Origin of the sequence: Pseudomonas sp. 43A (assembly GCF_013363935.1) — a bacterium.
Lineage (GTDB): Bacteria > Pseudomonadota > Gammaproteobacteria > Pseudomonadales > Pseudomonadaceae > Aquipseudomonas > Aquipseudomonas crudilactis.
In genome coordinates this window covers 1922763-1942459 of record NZ_CP054880.1, presented here as the reverse complement: position 1 = coordinate 1942459, position 19697 = coordinate 1922763, and the positions used below count along the sequence as shown (strand labels likewise).

Here is a 19697-nt window from a genome sequence, read left to right as displayed (position 1 = left end):
TGTCTTGCGCGGTACATCGACCTGAAACACCGAGTCGATTATGGATTCACCGACATTCGTTCAGGTCGGTGAATCTCTCGAATATCCCCGATTCGGTCCCCTCTCCCTCCGGGAAAGGGCTAGGGTGAGGGTAGCGGTGTACTTGACAAACTCAAGCCGCCGCCCACGCCTGCAAACTCAAATGCGCCTTCTCCCCCGGCGCCAGATGCAGACTGTCCGTCCCGCCCGCCGCCGCTTCCACACAGACAAACTCCGAAATCTCATCCCACGTCACGCCCAACAACGGCCGCGCCCCGGGATGCCACACCACCGTGTCGGCACTGTCCCCGGTATCGATGCACAACTCGCGTTGCCAAGCGTGATCTTTCAGCTGCAATTCGCCGTCATGCTGGAACACCCGCTGACAGCCGCCATCCACCCGCAACTCACCTTCCTGCTGGCAAACCTGCCGATTCAACTGGTCATAACCCTGCGCACCTTCAAGCCCAGACAGCGCTATCTCACCAACATCGCCAATACGCCAGTAAGCGTGCAAAGCCTGGCTCAACTGGCACGGCATGTCGTCCTGATGCTCGGTGCTCAGGCGCAGTTCCATGCGTTCGCCCAGATGGGCATGCAGGTCAACTTGCCAGTCGCACAGCTGCAATTGCCAGTGCAGGCGCACGCCGTCGTCGGCGCTGCTGCTGTCGAGCAACTTCCAGTCGAGCAAACGCGCCCAACCATGCGACGGCCAGGCGTTTTCGCTCGGATGACGGCCATACCACGGCCAGCACACCGGCACACCACCGCGAATAGCGCCGACATGCGGCCACTTCGCCGCACACCACAACCACGGCTTTTGCCCGCGCGGTTGAAAGTGCAGCAACTGCGCGCCCTGACGACTGAACACCGCCTGACACAGCGGATGATCGATCACCAACACATCGCGCATCTGATAGCGCTCCCAGGCGAACACCGGTTGTTCACGCAGGGATTTGAAGAAGCGTTGCAGCGGATGCTCATGCATTTGCCACGATCCTGAACTCGACTTTCACCGGGCGGCGCCAGCCCCAAAAAAAAGCGGACAGCCTTGGCTGTCCGCAAATATGCGCACATAGAGAGGAGCTTATCGCAGACGCGTCAGAACGTAGACTGAATTTTCAGGCCAGCGACCAATGCGTTGTCCACTTCATCCACACCACCCGGGTGAGTGATGTACTGCAGGTTGGGACGTACGGTCAGCCAGTTGGTGACGTGGAAGCCGTAGTTGATCTCGTAGTTGTATTCGGTTTCACGAATCGGCGAGAACACCGGATTGTCGTAGTCCGAAACACCGTTGGAAGCGTTCAGCAGCTCGGCGTTTTTCTTCACGTCATCGTTGACGTGGATACGCGCCGCGCCGATACCGACGTCATCCTTCGGACGCGCGTCGAACGGGCCTTTGTAGACAAACATCACCGACTGATAGTTGTCGATGAAGTTGGTGTCTTTGTCGTGGAACGTGGCGTTGGCCGCGATGTTCAGACCGCGAGAAGCATCACCGTTGTGGCTGGTGAGCTGCTGTTGCGCCACAAACCAGTAGCCGCTTTTGCTGCTGTGGGTTTTGTACGCGTCGCCAGTGGTGGCTGCGTCAAAACCGTTGACGTCTTCACGAACGTCGTCGGCATCGGCCGTGCTCTTGTAGTAACCGACGCGGTATTCGCCCGGCAGGCTGTTGACCTTCGGCGACCAGACCAGCTCAACCGGCAACACAGTACCTTTGGTGCCGCTGCCGCTGAGTTTGAAGCCGTTGCCGTGTTCCAGCTGCGACGGGTTCTGGTTGTACGCACCGATTTGCGCGTAGAGCTCGTCGTTGATGTTGTACTTCACGCGGATCGCGGCCTGGCTGACCGGCCAGTTGTACCAGATGTTGGTCGCCCAGTTACCCACTTGGGAGCCGCAGAACGCGAGGTTCTGGAAGTCGCACGGGAAGGTGTTGAAGTCTTCGCCTTCACCGAAGTAACCGGCCTTGACGTCGAGTTTGTTGTCGAAGAACTGGTGCTGAATCCACAACTGGGTCAGACGCACCATGTGGCCACGACCGTAAACTTCTTGCGACGAACTCAAGGTGCCGGCGCGCGGATCGCCAACGCGGTCGTTGGAGATGTTGTAGCCGTTACGGTTGGTCAGCTGGATCTTCGCCTGGGTGTTATCCCAGCCCCACAGCTTTTGCAGATCGAGTGCCACGCCCAGACCGAACTGGTCAGCGTAACGCGCGGTCTTGTCGTCGTTGTAGCCACCGTTCAGGTTGCCACCGACTTCCCCAACGTAGTCGGCCTTGATGTCGATACCCTGCTCGATCAGCTTGGTCCGCTCGCCACCCCAGTCACCGGTCATCCATTTCGAGTCGGAGCTGAAGGCATCCGCCGCCATGGCGTTACCGGCCAGCACCAATGCCGCCGCAGCTGACATTTGGCAGATCAACCGGGCATTGACGTGTTTCTTTTTCATCCCTACATCCTCGTCTTTATTGTTATTAACTGTTTTTATCTAACGCGGTTTACATAAATTGCGATGGATTACAGGCAATCCACCGCGTGCTCCTTGTAGGCCTTCGCCTGCTCGCGATAGCGGTTTTACATTCAACATCTCTGTCGACTGATACACCGTCATCGCGAGCAGGCGAAGGCCTACACTGTTCTTCAGCGGCCTTTGAATTGCGCCACGTTCGCAGACCGCGCATCGGTCTGTGGTTGACCGGCAGTGCCGAGGCGCTCACCGGTGTTGGCATCAAACAACAACACTTTCGACGGATCGAATTGCAGCGTCAGGTTCTCGCCCACCTGCGGTGCCACGTCCGGCGCCAGACGGCAGCAGACTTTGGTGTCATTCAAATTGACGAACACCAGGGTGTCGGGGCCAGTCGGTTCGGTCACCTGCACCTCAGCACGAATGCTCGGCAGGCCATTGCCCTCGCCGTTCGCCAATACGATCTGCTCCGGGCGCAGGCCGAGGATCACTTCGCGATCTTCAAGACCGGCATCCTGCATGCTCATCGGCAACTCGCAACGCGCCTGACCGCTGTCGAGCAGCGCCAGCAGGCGGCCGTCCTTGCGTTGCAGGCGCAGCGGGATGAAGTTCATCGGCGGCGAACCAATGAAGCTCGCCACGAACAGGTTGGCCGGATCGTTGTAGATCTCTTTTGGCGTGCCGAACTGCTGGATGATGCCGTCCTTCATCACCGCAACCTTGTCGCCCAGGGTCATCGCTTCGATCTGGTCGTGGGTCACGTAGACCGTGGTGGTTTTCAGGCGCTGGTGCATCAGTTTCATTTCGGTGCGCATCTCGACGCGCAGCTTGGCGTCGAGGTTGGACAGCGGCTCGTCGAACAGATAAATCTTTGGTCGACGTGCCAGTGCACGGCCCATCGCCACACGCTGTTGCTGACCACCGGAGAGCTGACCCGGCTTGCGATTGAGCAGGTGTTCGATCTGCAACAGCTTGGCCACACGCGCGACTTCTTCGTCGATCGCCGACTGCGGCATTTTGCGGATCTTCAGACCGAATTCGATGTTCTCGCGCACGCTCATGGTCGGGTACAGCGCGTAGGACTGGAACACCATGGCGATGTCGCGATCCTTCGGGCTCATGCCACTGACGTCCTGGTCACCGATCATGATCGCGCCGCCGGTGATGGTTTCCAGACCGGCGATGCAGTTCATCAGGGTCGACTTGCCGCAGCCCGACGGGCCGACGAGGATCAGGAACTCACCGTCCTTGATCGACAGTTCGATGTTCTTCAGGGTGTCCGGCAGGCCGGCACCGTAGGTCTTGTTGACGTTGCGAAGTTCGAGCGTTGCCATGATTACCCCTTGACTGCGCCGGCCGTCAGCCCGCGCACGAAATACTTGCCTGCGACCACATAGACCAGCAGGGTCGGCAGGCCGGCGATCATCGCCGCTGCCATATCAACGTTGTATTCCTTGGCGCCGGTGCTGGTGTTGACCAGGTTGTTCAGCGCCACCGTGATCGGTTGCGAATCACCACTGGAGAACACCACACCGAACAGGAAGTCGTTCCAGATCTGGGTGAACTGCCAGATCAGGCAAACCATGATGATCGGCGTCGACATCGGCAGAATGATCCGGCGGAAAATCGTGAAGAAACCCGCACCGTCGAGGCGTGCAGCTTTCACCAGCGCATCCGGAATGCTCACGTAGTAGTTACGGAAGAACAGCGTGGTGAACGCCAGACCGTAAACCACGTGGATAAACACCAGGCCGGTGGTGGTGCTTGCCAGGCCCATCTTGCCGAGGGTGAACGAGGCCGGCAGCAGCACGGTCTGGAACGGCAGGAAGCAGCCGAACAACAACAGACCGAAGAACAACTGCGAACCACGGAAGCGCCAGAACGACAGCACATAGCCGTTCAATGCGCCGATGCCGGTAGAGATGATCACAGCCGGAACGGTGATCTTGATCGAGTTCCAGAAGTAACCGTCAACCGTGGCCCAGGCCTTGACCCAGCCGATGCCGCTGACCACGGTCGGCCAGCTCAGCAGGTTGCCGGTGCTGATGTCTTCCGGGGTCTTGAAGCTGGTCAGCAACATGACCACCAGCGGCACCAGATAAAGCAGGACGGCGAGGATCAGCACCGCGTAAATCGCGACGCGACTCAGGCTGATAGCAGGTTTGGCAGCGAGACTAGTCATTGCGCTTGGTCCTCAGCTCGGAATACAGGTAAGGCACGATGATCGCGAGGATCGCACCGAGCATCAGAATCGCACTGGCCGAGCCCATGCCCATCTGGCCACGACTGAAGGTGAAGGAATACATGAACATCGCTGGCAGGTCGGAGGAATAACCCGGGCCACCGGCAGTCATCGCCGCGACCAGGTCGAAGCTCTTGATCGCGATGTGCGCCAGAATCATCACCGCACTGAAGAACACCGGACGCAGGCTTGGCAGCACCACTTTCCAGTAGATCGTCGGCATGCTCGCGCCATCGATCTGGGCGGCACGGATGATCGATTGATCAACGCCACGCAGGCCAGCAAGGAACATCGCCATGATGAAGCCCGAGGCTTGCCACACAGCAGCGATCACCAGGCAGTAAACCACGCGATCGGGGTCGATCAGCCAGTCGAGACGGAAGCCTTCCCAGCCCCAGTCACGCAACAATTTGTCCAGGCCCATGCCCGGGTTGAGCAGCCATTTCCACGCAGTACCGGTGACGATCATCGAGAGCGCCATCGGGTACAGGTAAATGGTGCGGATAAAGCCTTCGCGACGGATGCGCTGATCGAGGAACACTGCCAGCAACACACCGATCACCAGAGTGATGCCGATGAACATGCCACCGAACACCGCGAGGTTTTTGCTCGCGACCCACCAGCGATCGTTGTCGAACAACCGCGCGTATTGCGCCAGGCCGGCCCACTTGTAGTTGGGCAGGAACGTCGAGGTGGTGAACGACAGCACGAACGTCCACAGGATGTAGCCATAGAAGCCCACCAGCACGATGAACATGCTCGGCGCCAGCACCAGTTTGGGTAGCCAGCGTTGCAATGCATCGAACGGCGAGGCCTTGCTGAACACAGCAACAGAACTCATGGGGAAATCCAGTACGAGGGTAGAAAATTCACATGCTTCCCCCTTGTGGGAGCGAGCTTGCTCGCGAAGGCGTCTGACAGGTATTACACCTGCGCCTGACATTGCGCTTTCGCGAGCAAGCTCGCTCCCACAGGGGTTGCGGTGTTAGCTGTTATTTGGACGACTTGATCGCTGCGCCAAGTTTCTTGGCGGTGTCGGCCGGGTCGGCTTTCGGGTCGTTGATGTAGTTGGTCACGACATCAAAGAACGCGCCTTGCACGGCCAGCGTGGTCGCCATGTTGTGCGCCATGCTTGGTTGCAGGCCGCCAGACTTGGCGTCTGCCAGGAAGTCTTTGGCAGCGGTCTGCGCACAGGAGTCGAAGCCGAGCTTGTCCATGTTGTTCAACATGTCGTTGCGCACCGGGATCGAGCCTTTGTTGATGCTGAAGACTTTCTGGAAGTTTTCACCCAGCACGACTTTGGCGATGTCCTGCTGACCGGCCGCAGTGCCGGCGTCCTTCTGCTTGAACACGGCCAGCGAGTCGATGTTGTAGGTGAACGCCTTGTCGGTGCCCGGGAACGCTACGCACTCGTAGTCCTTGCCAGCGACTTTCTTGGCGGCAGTCCATTCGGACTTGGCCCAGTCACCCATGATCTGCATGCCGGCCTTGCCGTTGATGACTTTGGCCGCTTCCAGGTTCCAGTCCTGGCCTTTGCCATCGGCGTCCATGTAGGTCGCGACTTTCTTCAGCTCGGTCAGCGCCTTGACCATTTCCGGGCCGGTCAGCGCGGCGTTGTCCAGGTCAACCAGGGCTTTCTTGTAACCATCGACACCCATGACCGAAAGCACCACGGCTTCGAACACGGTGCTGTCCTGCCAAGGCTGACCGCCGTGAGCCAGCGGAATGAAGCCCGCAGCTTTCAGCTTGTCGCCAGCGGCGTAGAATTCTTCGAGGGTGGTCGGGTTCTTGGTGATCCCGGCTTTCTTGAACACTTCCGGGTTGATCCACAGCCAGTTCACGCGGTGAATGTTCACCGGCACGGCCACGTAATCACCGTCGTACTTCACGGTATCGGAGACTTTCTTGTCGAGCAGGCTGTCCCATTTTTCCGACTTGGCGACGTCTTTCAGCACGTCGGTGTCGAGCAGGCCGGTCGACGCCCATTCCTGGATGTCCGGGCCTTTGATCTGGGCTACGCCAGGCGGGTTGCCGGCAACGGCACGGCTTTTCAGCACGGTCATGGCAGTCGCACCGCCACCGCCGGCGACAGCGCCGTCTTTCCAGGTGAAACCGTCTTTTTCGACTTGCGCCTTGAGCACATCAACGGCGGCTTTTTCGCCACCGGACGTCCACCAGTGCACGACTTCGACCGAACCTTTGGATTCGGCAGCGGAAACACTGAGAGGCAGAATTGCGAGCGGGAACAGGGAGGCGACAGAAATGACAGTAGCGAGGCGAGAAATCGCATTCATCTGAGATGTACCTTTCTTGTTGTTATGCATGCAAGTCTGGTGCTTGCGCTGCACAGGAGTTTAAACAGGACGTTTCCCTTCGCAGGTAACGAAGGGACGCGCGAATGTCACCGCATGGTTACACAGGAATGCTCTGGGACAACTGCGCCAGCGCAGTCGCCATGCTCGGCGACAAGGGTAGACGAGGGATCAGCACCGCCTGCCAGGCGTGATACAGATCGGGTTTGCCCGGCCAGATATCGGCGCTTGGGGTGTTTTGCGGATTGAGTTCGTGGTGCCAGCTGCCGTCGCAACGGTCGATGAAATTCATCTCGCAGAATTCCCAGAACAGTCGGTACCAGGTTTCGTATTGCGCATCGCCGCTGCGTTTGAGCAAGGCGCTGGCGGCGGCGCTGGCTTCGGCGTGGGTCCAGTGCAGGCGGTGGCGAACTACCGCTTTGTTGCCCCAGTCGAGGGTATAGACGATGCCCGGCAAACCATCGACGTTCCAACCGTTGCGGCAGTTGTTCTCGAAGAGTTTCTGCGCGTCGGTCGCCAGCCAGCCGGGGGTGAGCATGCCGGCCTGCACGCGGGCCGCTTCGAGGTGCAGCAACAGCCGCGCCCACTCGAAACCGTGGCCCGGCGTGGTGCCGTAAGGGCGGAAACCATCGGCGGGATTGTCGTGGTTGTATTCGCGCAGTGGCTGCCAGTCGCGGTCGAAATGTTCGATGACCATGTAACCGTTGCCGGCGGCGTGACCGTGGATCACCCGCTCGACGATGCGTTGCGCGCGGATCAGCCAGCGCGGATCTTCGGTGACATCGGCCAGCGCGAGGAACGCCTCGGTCGCGTGCATGTTGCTGTTGGCGCCGCGATAGGCTTCTTCTTCGCTCCAGTCACGGTTGAAGAATTCGCGCATGGCGCCCTCTTCTTCGCTCCAGAAATACGTGTCGATGATGTCGATGGCATCGTCCAGCAGCGCTTGGGCGCCGGGACGCTGTGCGACCACCGCAGAGCTGGCCGCAAGCGCAACGAAGGCATGCAGATAGGCGTTCTTGCCGGTGTTGTCATCGCGGTGTTCGGCGACGGCGAACCAGCCGCCGTGCAGTGCATCACGCAACGGCCCACGCAGGGCGGCGATGCCGTGATCGACCAGCTCGGCGAAACCCGGCAGGCCCTGAATATGGGCCATGGCGAAGCTGTGGGTCATGCGCGCGGTGTTCATGGTTTCGGCTTGCGCGTTCGCTGGCAGACAGCCGCGTTCGTCGAGGTTGCCGAAGCCTTGTGGGAGTTTTGCTGCCTTGGCGAAATCCAGCAGACGCAGGCCTTCGGCGGCGAGCCATTGCTGGTGGGCAGGGGCGTTCAGCCAACTGCTGAAGCCGGGTTGGAAGAGATCCATGGGTGGCCTTTTTTGTTGTTATGACTGCGGGGAGTCTAAACAACGGGTCGGGGTGGGCTTGTAACGAAGGGGGCGGGGTTTGTCACCAGATCGTGACAAAAAGCGACCCTCACCCCAGCCCTCCCGAAACGTCGGACCGCCCGTAGGGAGAGGGGGCCGACCGAGTGGTGCTGAGTTATCCGCCGACCTGACACATCGAGTCGATTATGGATTCGCTACCGGACTTCCAGGTCGGCGTATCTCTGCAGCATTCCCCGATCAGTCCCCTCTCCCTCTGGGAGAGGGCTAGGGTGAGGGAAAGCTTTTGATTCAATCCACCGAACGCGGCAATTGCAGGGTCACCCGCAACCCACCCTCACGCAGATTCTGCAACGTCACCTCCCCACCATGGCTGTGGGCAATATTGCGCGCAATGCCCAACCCAAGCCCATACCCCTGCTGCTGCCCCGCCAGCCTGAAGTGCGGCTCAAACACCTGCTCCAAGCGCTGCTCCGGCACACCCGGCCCTTCATCATCAACGTGCAGGACAAACGCGCTGTCATCATCATCAATGTGCAGATGCGCGTTCTGTCCATACTTCAACGCATTGTCGATCAGGTTACCGATGCAGCGCTTCAACGCCAGCGGCTTGCCCGGATAAGCCGCCAGCGCCTTGCCCTGCTGCGTCACGCGGCCATTGCCGTTCGGCGCCAGATACGGCTCCACCAGACAGTCGAGCACATGGTTCAAGTCCACCGGCTCGATGTTCTCGTGGATGTCGGTGTCTTTCACGCATTGCAGCGCGCCTTTGACCAGCAGTTCCAGCTCATCCAGATCGCGGCCGAATTTGGCTTGCAACTTCTCGTCTTCAAGCAATTCGACGCGCAAACGCAAACGCGTAATCGGTGTACGCAGGTCATGGGAAATCGCGCTGAACAACTGGCTGCGCTCGGTCAGGTAACGGCTGATGCGTTCGCGCATGGTGTTGAACGCACGCCCCACTTCGACCACTTCGCTGCCGCCGCCCTCAGCCACCGGCTCGACGTCAGCGCCCAGCGACAGATCCCGCGCAGAACGCGCCAGGCGCTTGAGCGGCCGGCTCTGCCAGTGCACCAACAGACCGATGAACAGCAGCAAAAATCCGCTGGTGAGGACGATGAACCACACCTGTTGCGAGGGCAGACCTTGCTCTTCAAGACTGGTGTAGGGCTCGGGGAGCAGCGAGGCGATGTACAACCATTCGCCCGGCGCCATTTGAATCTGCGTAACCAAAACGGGCGGATTTACCGGCTCCAGAGTCAGCGCGTAATGCGCCCAGGAGCGTGGCAGCTCATCGAGTTTCAGCCCGGCATTGAAGATGCGCAGATCCTCAGGACTGACGAAGGTCACCGAAATATCGGTGTCATGGCCCAACGTCTGCCGCAGCACTTCGTCGACCGCTTTCATCACCGCCGCTTTGCGTGGCGTCACCGGCAGCACGTCCATGCCCAAAGGCTTGTCGTTGAGCGTCACGACGAATCGGGTGCCGCCCATGCTGCGCAACTGATCGAGCACCAACGGCCGATAAGCCACCGGCAATGAGCGGAAATAGCTGACGCTGGCGGTCATTGAATGGGCGAGGCTGCGGGCGCTGGTGACCAGACCTTCGAGCTGGGTGGCGCGCAGTTGCGAGACCCAGATCACGCTCGACAATGTTTGCGCGAACAGCACAGCCAACAGCGTCAGCAGCAACATCCGCCCGAGCAACGAACGGGGCACCGGCACCTTGGCGGCGAGTTTACGCAGCGAATCAGTGAGCATTGCCGGCAACCACGTTGGCTGCCAGTTGATAGCCGCTGCCGCGCACGGTGCGGATCAGCCGTGGCGGCTTCTCGGTGTCGCGCAGGCGCTGGCGCAAACGGCTGACGGCCATGTCGACGATGCGATCGAGTGGCATCAGGTCGCGGCCACGGGTGGCGTTGCCGATGGTGTCGCGGTCGAGGATTTCCTGCGGGTGATCGAGGAACAGCTTCAGCAGGGCAAAGTCGGCACCGGAAAGAATCACCTCCTCGCCATCGGTGTGAAACAGCCGATGGCTGACCATGTCCAGCCGCCACTCATCAAACGCCAGCACATCACTGCCGCTGCGCTCCTGACCGAATTGCGCACGCCGCAACAGGGCTTTGATGCGCGCTTGCAGTTCGCGCGGGCTGAAGGGTTTGCCGAGGTAATCGTCGGCGCCGAGCTCCAGACCGATCACGCGGTCGGCTTCATCGGAACTGGCGGTGAGCATGATGATCGGCACCTGCGCCTGACGCGGATGCTGACGCACCCAACGGCACAGGCTGAAGCCGTCTTCGTCGGGCAACATGACATCGAGGATCACCAGATCGCTCGGCGCCTCGTTGAGGGCCTGACGAAAACTGGCACCATCGGCGGTGGCCCGCACCTGAAACCCGGCGCGGGTCAGGTAGGTTTCCAGCAACTCGCGTATTTCCTGGTCGTCATCGACCAACAATATCGACTTGTTGACTGAGCTCACTTCGAAGGCATCCTTGTTGTTGGAATTGGGGCGGATTATGCCTTAAGCATCGAACTTACAAACACCATAGAACCACTGTGGGAGCGAGCTTGCTCGCGAAGGCGTCGTTACATTCAACATTTGGGTTGACTGATACTCCGCATTCGCGAGCAAGCTCGCTCCCACAGGGGTGATTGCATTTCAGGTCGGGATTGATTGATCCAGGGCCACGCCGGCGCCAACGAGCCCGGAATACGGCGCTGTCACCAGCCACACCGGAATGCCTTTGAAGTAATCGCTCATGCAGCCTTTGTCAGCAAAGCTGCGGGCAAAACCGCTTTCGAGGAAGAAATCGGCAAAGCGTGGAATCACCCCGCCGACGATATACACCCCGCCACGCCCGCCCGTGGTCAGTACGTTGTTGCCGGCGACACGGCCGAGCCAGCAGCAAAACTGCTCGAGCACTTCCAGGGCAATCGGATCACCTGCCAGACCAGCTGCCGTGATCGCTTCCGGCGTATCCAGCTTCGGTTCATGGCCGTCCACCGCGCAGATCGCCCGGTAAACCCGTGGCAGACCGCCGCCGCTCAACGCCGTTTCCGCGCTGACATGGCCGATCTCGTTGTGGATGTGCTGCCACAACTGAGTTTCACGCGGGCTGCTCAGCGGCAGATCAACGTGACCGCCCTCGCCCGGCAATGCCGCAAAACGGCCTTCACCGAGATTGAGCAAGGTGCCGACGCCAAGGCCAGTGCCCGGACCGATCACCACCGCCGGGCGCAACGGCTCCGGCGTGCCCTCGCAGACCACGCGAAATTCGCCCGGCTGCAAACGGGTCATGCCCAGCGCCATCGCCGAGAAGTCGTTGACCAGCAACAACTGCTCGACCTGCAAGGTTTTGCAGAACGCGCTGCGGCTCAGGCGCCAGTGGTTGTTGGTGAATTTGAATTCATCACCACTGACCGGGCCGGCCACCGACAGGCACACCGAACCGATCGAACCCGGCGCCAGACCGAGCCCACTCAGATAGAGGCTGATCGCCTCTTCCGGGCTGGCGTGGTCGGCCGTGGCCAGCACTTGAACCGATTGCAGTTGCTGGTTTTTCCACAACGCAAACCGCGCGTTGGTGCCTCCGATGTCACCGACCAAAGCCAGTTTCAATTAAGCGTCTCCAGGGCAGAAGTGAAGGCGCTGGCGCCCTGCTCCGCCGAGCTGAAGGCCAAACGCATAAAGCCAAACAGTTCGCGACCGCTGCCGATGTTGTTGCCCAACAGGCCTTTGGCGGGTTCGCGCGCTGCAAATTCGGCGGCGTCGACCTTGAGCTCCAAGGTGCCTTTGACGCCATCGACGCGGATGATATCGCCCTCTTGCACGCGCGCCAAAGCGCCACCGACATAAGCTTCGGGGCTGACGTGAATCGCTGCGGGGATTTTCCCCGAGGCGCCGGACATCCGCCCGTCCGTCACCAACGCGACTTTGAAGCCGCGATCCTGCAGCACGCCGAGGAACGGCGTCATTTTGTGCAGCTCGGGCATGCCATTGGAGCGCGGGCCCTGGAAGCGCATCACCGCGACGAAATCTTTTTCCAGCAGACCGGCCTTGAACGCGTCGGCCAGATCCTGTTGATCCTGGAACACCATCGCTGGCGCTTCGACGATCTGGTTTTCCAGCGCGACGGCAGAAACCTTCATCACACCGCGACCGAGGTTGCCTTCCATCACCCGCAAACCGCCCTCCTGCGAGAACGCACGAGCGACCGGGCGCAGGATGTTTTCGTCGAGGCTATCGACCGGGCCTTCACGCCAGACCAGTTCACCGTTATCAAGGAACGGTTCTTTGGTGTATTGGCTCAAGCCATGACCGAGCACGGTGTTGACGTCTTCGTGCAGCAGACCGGCGCCAAGCAGTTCGCGGATCAGGAACGACATACCGCCCGCTGCCTGGAAGTGGTTGATGTCGGCTTTGCCGTTCGGGTAGACGTGGCTCAGGGTCGGCACGACTTCGGAGAGGTCGGCCATGTCTTGCCAGGTCAGTTGAATGCCCGCCGCCATGGCGATGGCCGGCATGTGCAGGGTGTGGTTGGTCGAACCGCCGGTGGCGTGCAGCGCAACAATGGAGTTGACCAGCGACTTCTCGTCGACGATTTCGCCGATCGGCATGAAGTTGCCATTTTGTTTGGTCAGACGCGTCACTTGGTGCGCGGCTTCGCGGGTCAGCGCATCACGCAGCGGCGTGTTTGGGTTGACGAACGAGGCGCCCGGCAAGTGCAGGCCCATGACTTCCATCAGCAACTGGTTGGTGTTGGCGGTGCCGTAGAAGGTGCAGGTGCCCGGGCTGTGGTAGGACTTCATCTCCGATTCCAGCAGCTCTTCGCGGGTCGCTTTGCCTTCAGCGTACTTCTGGCGCACGTCGGCTTTTTCCTTGTTGGAAATCCCCGAGACCATCGGCCCACCCGGCACGAAAATCGTCGGCAGGTGACCGAAGCGCAGCGAGCCCATCATCAGGCCCGGGACGATCTTGTCGCAGATGCCGAGCATCAGCGCGCCGTCGAACATGTTGTGCGACAGCGCCACGGCCGTCGACATGGCAATCACTTCGCGGCTCGGCAGGCTCAGTTCCATGCCCGGCTCACCTTGTGTGACGCCGTCGCACATCGCTGGAGTGCCGCCAGCGAATTGGCCGACCGAGCCGATTTCGCGCAGGGCGTTCTTGATCTGTTCCGGGAACACTTCATACGGCTGATGCGCCGAGAGCATGTCGTTATACGAAGAAACAATGGCGATGTTCGCCGAGTTCATCATCCGCAGGCTGTGCTTGTCTTCGCTGCCGCACCCGGCCACGCCGTGGGCGAAGTTGGCGCATTGCAGCTTGCCGCGCATCGGCCCGTCGGTGGCGGCGCCGCGAATCAGTGCAAGGTAAGCCTGACGCGTGGCGCGGCTGCGGGCGATAAGCCGTTCGGTGACCTCAAGGACGCGGGGATGCATGTGTAGAACTCCAGGCTAACGGATGTGGCGACCTGATTGTCTATGCTGATCAAACGCCGTTGTTGTTGGAATGACAGACGGCTTTTTTGACCATTCGGACCAGTTGATTCAGGTCACTCGTTGTAGATAAAACAAAATATTGCCACTAAAAAGGCTTGTTTTCTATTTTTATGCGAATAATCTTGTAATTCCAACAACAAAACGACGGCGGCGCTGTTCCATGACTCTTCGAATCGCAATCAATGGTTTTGGCCGCATCGGCCGTAATGTCCTGCGCGCACTGTATACCCAAGGCTATCGACAGGATTTGCAGATCGTCGCCATCAACGATCTTGGCGACAGTTCGATCAATGCCCATCTGCTCAAATACGACACCGTTCACGGCACGTTCGACGCTCAGGTCGAGCATGACAATGAAAGTCTGACCGTCAACGGCGACCGCATTGCGGTCAGCGCCATTCGCAACCCGGCCGAACTGCCATGGGCGGCGGAAAAGATTGATGTGGTGTTCGAATGCACCGGTCTCTTTACCGATCGTGCCAAAGCGGCCGCGCATCTTACTGCCGGCGCACGCAAAGTGATCATCTCGGCTCCGGCCAAAGGCGCCGACGCTACCGTCGTTTATGGCGTGAACCACGACATTCTGCGCCAATCCCACCAGATCATCTCCAACGCTTCGTGCACCACCAACTGCCTGGCGCCAGTGGCGCAAGTGCTGCACCGCGAGTTGGGCATTGAAAGCGGTTTGATGACCACCATTCATGCCTACACCAACGATCAAAACCTCACCGACGTCTATCACACCGACCCGTACCGCGCGCGCTCGGCCACGCAGAACATGATCCCGAGCAAGACCGGCGCCGCTGAAGCGGTGGGCCTGGTGCTGCCGGAACTGGCGGGCAAACTGACCGGCATGGCCGTGCGCGTGCCGGTGATCAATGTGTCGCTGGTGGACCTGACCGTACAACTGAAGAAAGAAGCCAGCGCCGAAGAAGTCAACGCGCTGATGAAAGCGGCTAGCCAACACTCGAAGATTCTCGGCTTCAACACCCTGCCGCTGGTATCCAGCGACTTCAACCATAATCCGCTGTCATCAATCTTTGATGCCAACCACACCAAATCCAGCGGCAAACTGCTGAAAGTGCTGGCCTGGTACGACAACGAGTGGGGCTTCTCCAATCGCATGCTGGATAACTGCCTGGCGTTGTGTAACGCCGAGTAATCTCAAGTAATCCCCCTATCCCTGTGGGAGCGAGCTTGCTCGCGAAAGCGGTGGGTCAGTCGCTAGTTGAATTGCCTGACACTACGCCTTCGCGAGCAAGCTCGCTCCCACAGGGTTTCGATTTCAATTTGAAATCAACACTTGACCATTCAACTAGATGATAAGCATTATCATTCGCTTGAAATCGATCAGGTCCTCCCGTGAGTCAATCGCGCTTCAACCACGTCTTCCTCACCCAGCGCACCTCCCTGCTGCGAACGCTGGAACGGATGGTCAACAATCACAGCACCGCTGAAGACCTGTTGCAGGAGACCTACCTGCGCGTGACGCGGGCGTTGAGCGAGCGGGCCATCGATCACCTCGAACCCTTTGTCTTCCAGACCGCGCGCAATCTGGCGCTGGATCATTTGCGTGCGCGCAAGATCCATTCGCGAACCATGGTCGATGATGTGCCGCAGAATGTCGTGCACAGCGTCGTCGCCCCCGCCAGCAGCGCCGAAGATGCCGCCCACGCCGAACAGATGCTGGAGCGCCTGAATGTGAGCCTCAGTCAACTCAGCCCCCGCCAGCAGCAGATTTTCATCCTCAGCCGTTTGCACGGGAACAGTTATCAGGAAATAGCCGACGAGCTGAACGTCTCCCTCAGCACCGTGCAGAAAGAATTGAAGCTGATCATGAGCATTTGCATTGGCGTCGCTGAACGCCTGAATGGCGACTGAGACTGTAGGGCTTTTCTGTAAGTGCCAGGATCGACTGCACGGATCATCGGGCTTTGTTACCCTTGCCCGACTTTTACGCTTCACTTAGAAAACAGCCGTGCGCAGACACTGCCGAGGAAACACCGTGACGGACACCCACCGCTCGCCTTCGCCGGATTCGGTGCAGGACGCTGCAAACGCAATGGACCAGGCACTGGACTGGCTCATCGTGCTCGGCAGCCCGGACGAGGAGCAGACCCGGCAATTTCACGCCTGGCTGGCGGCCGATCCGCTGAATGCCGAAGCATTCGCCAAGGCCCAGGCGATCTGGGACGGCCCGCAAATCGCCCAGTGCGCGCAAAGCCTGGCGGCGAAACCTGCGAAAGTCACTTTCCTCAAGCGTCTGCGTCCGCACTGGAAGCCGCTGGCGACTGCTGCGGTGCTGATCCTCGGTTTGTTCAGTTTCAGCAATTTGCCGATGCGCCTTCAGGCCGATCATCTGACCGTGGTCGGAGAGCGCCAGCGTCTGCAATTGGAGGACGGCTCGAAAGTCCTGCTAAACACCAACTCAGCCTTCTCCAGCACCATCAACGATCAACAGCGCGTTGCCCGGCTGTTTCAGGGCGAAGCGTTTTTCGAGATTGCCAGCGGCCGCAGTCAACCGCTGGAAATCGATGCCGGTCCGGTCACCGCCAGCGTGCGCGATACCGCGTTCGCCGTGCGTTATCTTGACGGTGTGGCGCAGGTCAATGTGCAGCGTGGCGACGTCGATCTGCGCGCCACCCACAACGATGCCCGTGTGCGTCTGACTGCCGGCGAGAGCATCCGCATCGGCCCCAACGGTTTCGACCGCCCGGCCAAACTCGATGCCAACACGGATCTGGCGTGGGTTCAGGGCCGACTGGTGTTCGAGAACTGCCCGCTTAATCAGGTGCTGGCCGAATTGCGCCGCTACTATCCAGGCTGGATCATCAACACCAACGAGCAATTGGCCGACGTCGCGGTGACTGGCAATTACCGTCTCGATCAGCCGCTCGACGTGGTTCGTTCCCTCGCGCACATCACCTCGGCGCAACTGAAAGAATTCCCCGCACTCGTCATCCTGAACTAAATGAGAATTATTTTTACTCGATAACCAACGTCAGTACGTCTCGTTATAGCCAATGCAATTGATTCGCAACACGCGAAGCCAATCAGCCCCTATAAAGATTCGTGCGACACGGAGCGCTATCGATGTCCTCACGCCTTACCCGCCAGACTTCCTCCCCTTCCCGCGTGCTGTCGCTGCTGACCGCTGCCATCCTGATGGCCGGTGCTGCACCGCTGATGGCGGCCACCGAGCAACCGACGCGCAACATGGGCGATTACTCGTTCGCCATCGGTCAGCAGCCGCTGGTATCGGCACTCAACGCCTTCACCGCCGTGACCGGTTGGCAGGTCGGCTTGCCGGCAGAATTGGGTCAGGGCGTGTCGTCGCCGGGCGTGCGTGGCTCGCTGCCCCCGGAAAAAGCTCTGGAGCGCCTGTTGGTGGGGACCAACCTGAGCTTCCGCAAAATCAGCAACAACAATGTCGTGCTGGAAAAGCGCAACGCCAGTGGCACCCTCAATCTGGATCAGGTGACCATCAGCGCCACCCGTCAGGAGCAGTCGGTCAACAGCGTGCCGGCCACCGTCACCGTGCAGACCCGCCAGGATCTGGACCGCAACAACGTCAACACCATCAAGGATCTGGTCCGTTACGAGCCGGGCGTTTCCGTCGGCGGCGCCGGCACCCGTGGCGGCATCAGCGGCTACAACATCCGTGGTATCGACGGCGACCGCATCCTGACGCAAGTCGACGGTGTAGAAGTCCCGGACGGCTTCTTCAACGGCCCGTACGCCAAGACCCAGCGCAACTACGTTGATCCGGAAATCGTCAAACGCGTGGAAATTCTCCGCGGCCCGGCCTCGGTGCTGTATGGCAGCAACGCCATCGGCGGCGCCGTCAGCTACTACACCCTCGATGCCGACGACATCATCAAGCCGGGCAAAGACGTCGGTGCGCGCCTGAAAACCGGTTACAGCTCGGCCGATGACAGCTGGCTGAAGTCCGCCACCGTTGCCGGCCGTGCCGACCAGTTCGACGGTTTGCTGCACTACAGCCAACGCGACGGTCACGAGACCGACTCCTACGGCAGCAACAATGGCACCGGTCTGGAACGCACTGCGGCCAACCCGGAAGACGTCAACGCCTACAACGTGCTGGCCAAGATCGGCTGGAACTACAACGAAGATTCGCGTCTGGGTCTGACCTACGAAAAGTACAAGGATGATCGCGACACCGATCAGAAAAGTGCTTACGGCGGCCCGTACTTCAACGGCGCCCCGACCATTCCGAACAGCGTGTTGCCCGGCGGCATGTATCAGTGGCGCACCGGCAACGACACCATCACCCGTGAGCGTTTCGGCATCGAGCACTCGTTCGCCCTCGACAGCCTGCTGGTCGACAACGTGAAGTGGAGCCTCAACCACCAGATCGCCAAGACCGACCAGAGCACCACCGAGTTCTACTACCCGATCACCCGTAAAGTGCTGCGTACTCGCGACACCATTTACGAAGAGAAACAGTGGGTGTTCGACGCGCAACTGGACAAGGCGTTTGCCATCGGCGACACCGATCACGTGCTGACTTACGGCACCACCATCAAGCAACAGAAAGTCACCGGTTCGCGCAGCGGCGACGGCACCTGCCTGGCCGTCGGTCGTGGCTGCACCGCCATCGGCGCGACCAGCCCCGCTGACGTGTTGGCCAAAGCCACCGACTTCCCGGACCCGACAATCAACACCTACAGCGTGTTCGCTCAGGATCAGATCAGCTGGAACAACTGGACCTTCCTGCCGGGCCTGCGCTACGACTACACCCAGCTCAAGCCGCACATCACTCAGGAATTCCTCAACACCGTGGCGGCTGACGGCCAAGGCACGGTCAGCGACAAGAACAAGACCTGGCACAAAGTTTCGCCGAAATTCGGCCTGACCTATGCCCTGACCGAAAACTACACCTGGTACGGTCAGTACGCCGAAGGCTTCCGCACGCCGACCGCGAAAGCCCTGTACGGCCGCTTCGAAAACACCACCACCGGTTACAGCGTGGCGCCGAATCCCGACCTGGAACCGGAAAAAAGCAAAAGCTATGAAACCGGTCTGCGCGGCAACTTCGAGCAAGGTTCGTTCGACGTGGCGGTGTTCTATAACAAGTACCGCGATTTCATCAACGAAGACGCCGTGACCCCGGGCCGCAACGAGCTGACCTTCCAGTCGGCCAACATCAAGCACGCCACCATCAAGGGTGCGGAAGTCAAAGGTCGCCTGAATCTGGATGCGTTTGGCGCCCCACAAGGCCTCTACACCCAGGGCTCGATCGCCTACGCCTACGGTCGCAACAACGACAACGGCGAGCCGATCAACAGCGTCAACCCGCTGACCGGCGTGTTCGGTCTGGGTTACGACCAGGACAACTACGGCGGCCTGCTGAGCTGGACCTTGGTGAAGAAAAAGGATCGCGTCGACGACAGCAACTTCAAATCGCCGGATGGCGTCAGCAGTCAGTTCAAGACGCCGGGCTTCGGCATTCTGGATCTGGCCGGTTATTACAAAGTCACCGACGACGTCACCGTCAGCGGCGGCATCTACAACCTGACCGACAAGAAATACTGGCTGTGGGATGACGTGCGCGGTTACGACAGCGTCGGCGAAGCGTCAGTGACGCAACCGGCCAACCTCGATCGCCTGACCCAACCGGGCCGCAACTTCGCGATCAATCTGATCTGGGACATCTGATCCGGTGAACCTCACGGCGCGTGTTCAGGCACCGCGCCGTGAGGTTTTTTTACGCTTGCACAGCGTCTTGTTCGTCTCGTTATCAAGCGCCTCT

The 19697-nt window shown here is 59.9% G+C and carries 15 protein-coding genes; 4 read left to right on the top strand and 11 right to left on the bottom strand.

From position 1 onward, the window contains the following. Positions 1-151 precede the first annotated feature (151 nt). From HUW52_RS08525 to edd, 11 genes are all read right to left on the bottom strand, one after another. A complete protein-coding gene (locus tag HUW52_RS08525; protein WP_175553397.1) occupies positions 152-1006 on the bottom strand; it encodes a D-hexose-6-phosphate mutarotase in 855 nt (284 codons plus the stop codon). Between the two features lie 113 nt (positions 1007-1119). After that, on the bottom strand, positions 1120-2469 hold the full coding sequence (locus HUW52_RS08520) for a carbohydrate porin (RefSeq protein ID WP_016983697.1): 1350 nt from the start codon (positions 2467-2469) through the stop codon (positions 1120-1122). A gap of 191 nt (positions 2470-2660) precedes the next feature. Further along, positions 2661-3821, bottom strand: a complete 1161-nt coding sequence (locus tag HUW52_RS08515; RefSeq protein ID WP_038369188.1) for an ABC transporter ATP-binding protein — start codon at positions 3819-3821, stop codon at positions 2661-2663. A gap of 2 nt (positions 3822-3823) precedes the next feature. Continuing rightward, positions 3824-4669, bottom strand: coding sequence for a carbohydrate ABC transporter permease (locus HUW52_RS08510; protein WP_175553396.1), 846 nt, complete (start codon positions 4667-4669; stop codon positions 3824-3826). Next, positions 4662-5570 (bottom strand): carbohydrate ABC transporter permease, encoded by a 909-nt coding sequence (locus HUW52_RS08505; RefSeq protein ID WP_007917874.1) that lies wholly within the window; start codon positions 5568-5570, stop codon positions 4662-4664. The genes HUW52_RS08510 and HUW52_RS08505 overlap by 8 nt, the downstream gene beginning before the upstream one ends. 151 nt (positions 5571-5721) lie before the next feature. Next, positions 5722-7023 carry an ABC transporter substrate-binding protein gene (locus HUW52_RS08500; protein ID WP_016983700.1) on the bottom strand — a complete coding sequence of 434 codons (1302 nt, stop codon included), beginning with the start codon at positions 7021-7023 and terminating at the stop codon, positions 5722-5724. 118 nt (positions 7024-7141) lie between these two features. Then, complete coding sequence (locus tag HUW52_RS08495; protein WP_175553395.1) at positions 7142-8401, bottom strand: AGE family epimerase/isomerase; 1260 nt, start codon at positions 8399-8401, stop codon at positions 7142-7144. 309 nt (positions 8402-8710) lie between these two features. After that, entirely contained in the window at positions 8711-10180 is a 1470-nt protein-coding gene (locus HUW52_RS08490; RefSeq protein WP_016983702.1) for an ATP-binding protein, read from the bottom strand. Next, positions 10170-10901, bottom strand: a complete 732-nt coding sequence (locus HUW52_RS08485) for a response regulator (protein WP_007917879.1) — start codon at positions 10899-10901, stop codon at positions 10170-10172. The genes HUW52_RS08490 and HUW52_RS08485 overlap by 11 nt, the downstream gene beginning before the upstream one ends. 180 nt (positions 10902-11081) lie before the next feature. Then, entirely contained in the window at positions 11082-12041 is a 960-nt protein-coding gene (locus HUW52_RS08480; RefSeq protein ID WP_175553394.1) for a glucokinase, read from the bottom strand. Then, positions 12038-13864, bottom strand: coding sequence for a phosphogluconate dehydratase (gene edd / locus HUW52_RS08475; protein WP_016983704.1), 1827 nt, complete (start codon positions 13862-13864; stop codon positions 12038-12040). The genes HUW52_RS08480 and edd overlap by 4 nt, the downstream gene beginning before the upstream one ends. Before the next feature lie 220 nt (positions 13865-14084). Between edd and gap the strand changes: the two genes are divergently transcribed. From gap to HUW52_RS08455, 4 genes are all read left to right on the top strand, one after another. After that, positions 14085-15086, top strand: coding sequence for a type I glyceraldehyde-3-phosphate dehydrogenase (gene gap / locus HUW52_RS08470; RefSeq protein ID WP_016983705.1), 1002 nt, complete (start codon positions 14085-14087; stop codon positions 15084-15086). Between the two features lie 200 nt (positions 15087-15286). Continuing rightward, complete coding sequence (locus tag HUW52_RS08465; protein WP_175553393.1) at positions 15287-15805, top strand: RNA polymerase sigma factor; 519 nt, start codon at positions 15287-15289, stop codon at positions 15803-15805. Positions 15806-15929: 124 nt separating this feature from the next. After that, complete coding sequence (locus HUW52_RS08460) at positions 15930-16895, top strand: FecR domain-containing protein (RefSeq protein ID WP_016983707.1); 966 nt, start codon at positions 15930-15932, stop codon at positions 16893-16895. 122 nt (positions 16896-17017) lie between these two features. Then, complete coding sequence (locus HUW52_RS08455; protein ID WP_175553392.1) at positions 17018-19603, top strand: TonB-dependent receptor; 2586 nt, start codon at positions 17018-17020, stop codon at positions 19601-19603. Positions 19604-19697: the final 94 nt, after the last annotated feature.

What these genes read in the sequence shown, in the direction of transcription:
- gap (WP_016983705.1), top strand. Translation starts at nt 14,085, where the DNA reads ATGACTCTTCGAATCGCAATCAATGGTTTTGGCCGCATCGGCCGTAAT.
- HUW52_RS08495 (WP_175553395.1), bottom strand. Translation starts at nt 8,401, where the DNA reads ATGGATCTCTTCCAACCCGGCTTCAGCAGTTGGCTGAACGCCCCTGCC.
- HUW52_RS08520 (WP_016983697.1), bottom strand. Translation starts at nt 2,469, where the DNA reads ATGAAAAAGAAACACGTCAATGCCCGGTTGATCTGCCAAATGTCAGCT.
- HUW52_RS08500 (WP_016983700.1), bottom strand. Translation starts at nt 7,023, where the DNA reads ATGAATGCGATTTCTCGCCTCGCTACTGTCATTTCTGTCGCCTCCCTG.
- HUW52_RS08525 (WP_175553397.1), bottom strand. Translation starts at nt 1,006, where the DNA reads ATGCATGAGCATCCGCTGCAACGCTTCTTCAAATCCCTGCGTGAACAA.
- HUW52_RS08505 (WP_007917874.1), bottom strand. Translation starts at nt 5,570, where the DNA reads ATGAGTTCTGTTGCTGTGTTCAGCAAGGCCTCGCCGTTCGATGCATTG.
- edd (WP_016983704.1), bottom strand. Translation starts at nt 13,864, where the DNA reads ATGCATCCCCGCGTCCTTGAGGTCACCGAACGGCTTATCGCCCGCAGC.
- HUW52_RS08490 (WP_016983702.1), bottom strand. Translation starts at nt 10,180, where the DNA reads ATGCTCACTGATTCGCTGCGTAAACTCGCCGCCAAGGTGCCGGTGCCC.
- HUW52_RS08510 (WP_175553396.1), bottom strand. Translation starts at nt 4,669, where the DNA reads ATGACTAGTCTCGCTGCCAAACCTGCTATCAGCCTGAGTCGCGTCGCG.
- HUW52_RS08515 (WP_038369188.1), bottom strand. Translation starts at nt 3,821, where the DNA reads ATGGCAACGCTCGAACTTCGCAACGTCAACAAGACCTACGGTGCCGGC.
- HUW52_RS08455 (WP_175553392.1), top strand. Translation starts at nt 17,018, where the DNA reads ATGTCCTCACGCCTTACCCGCCAGACTTCCTCCCCTTCCCGCGTGCTG.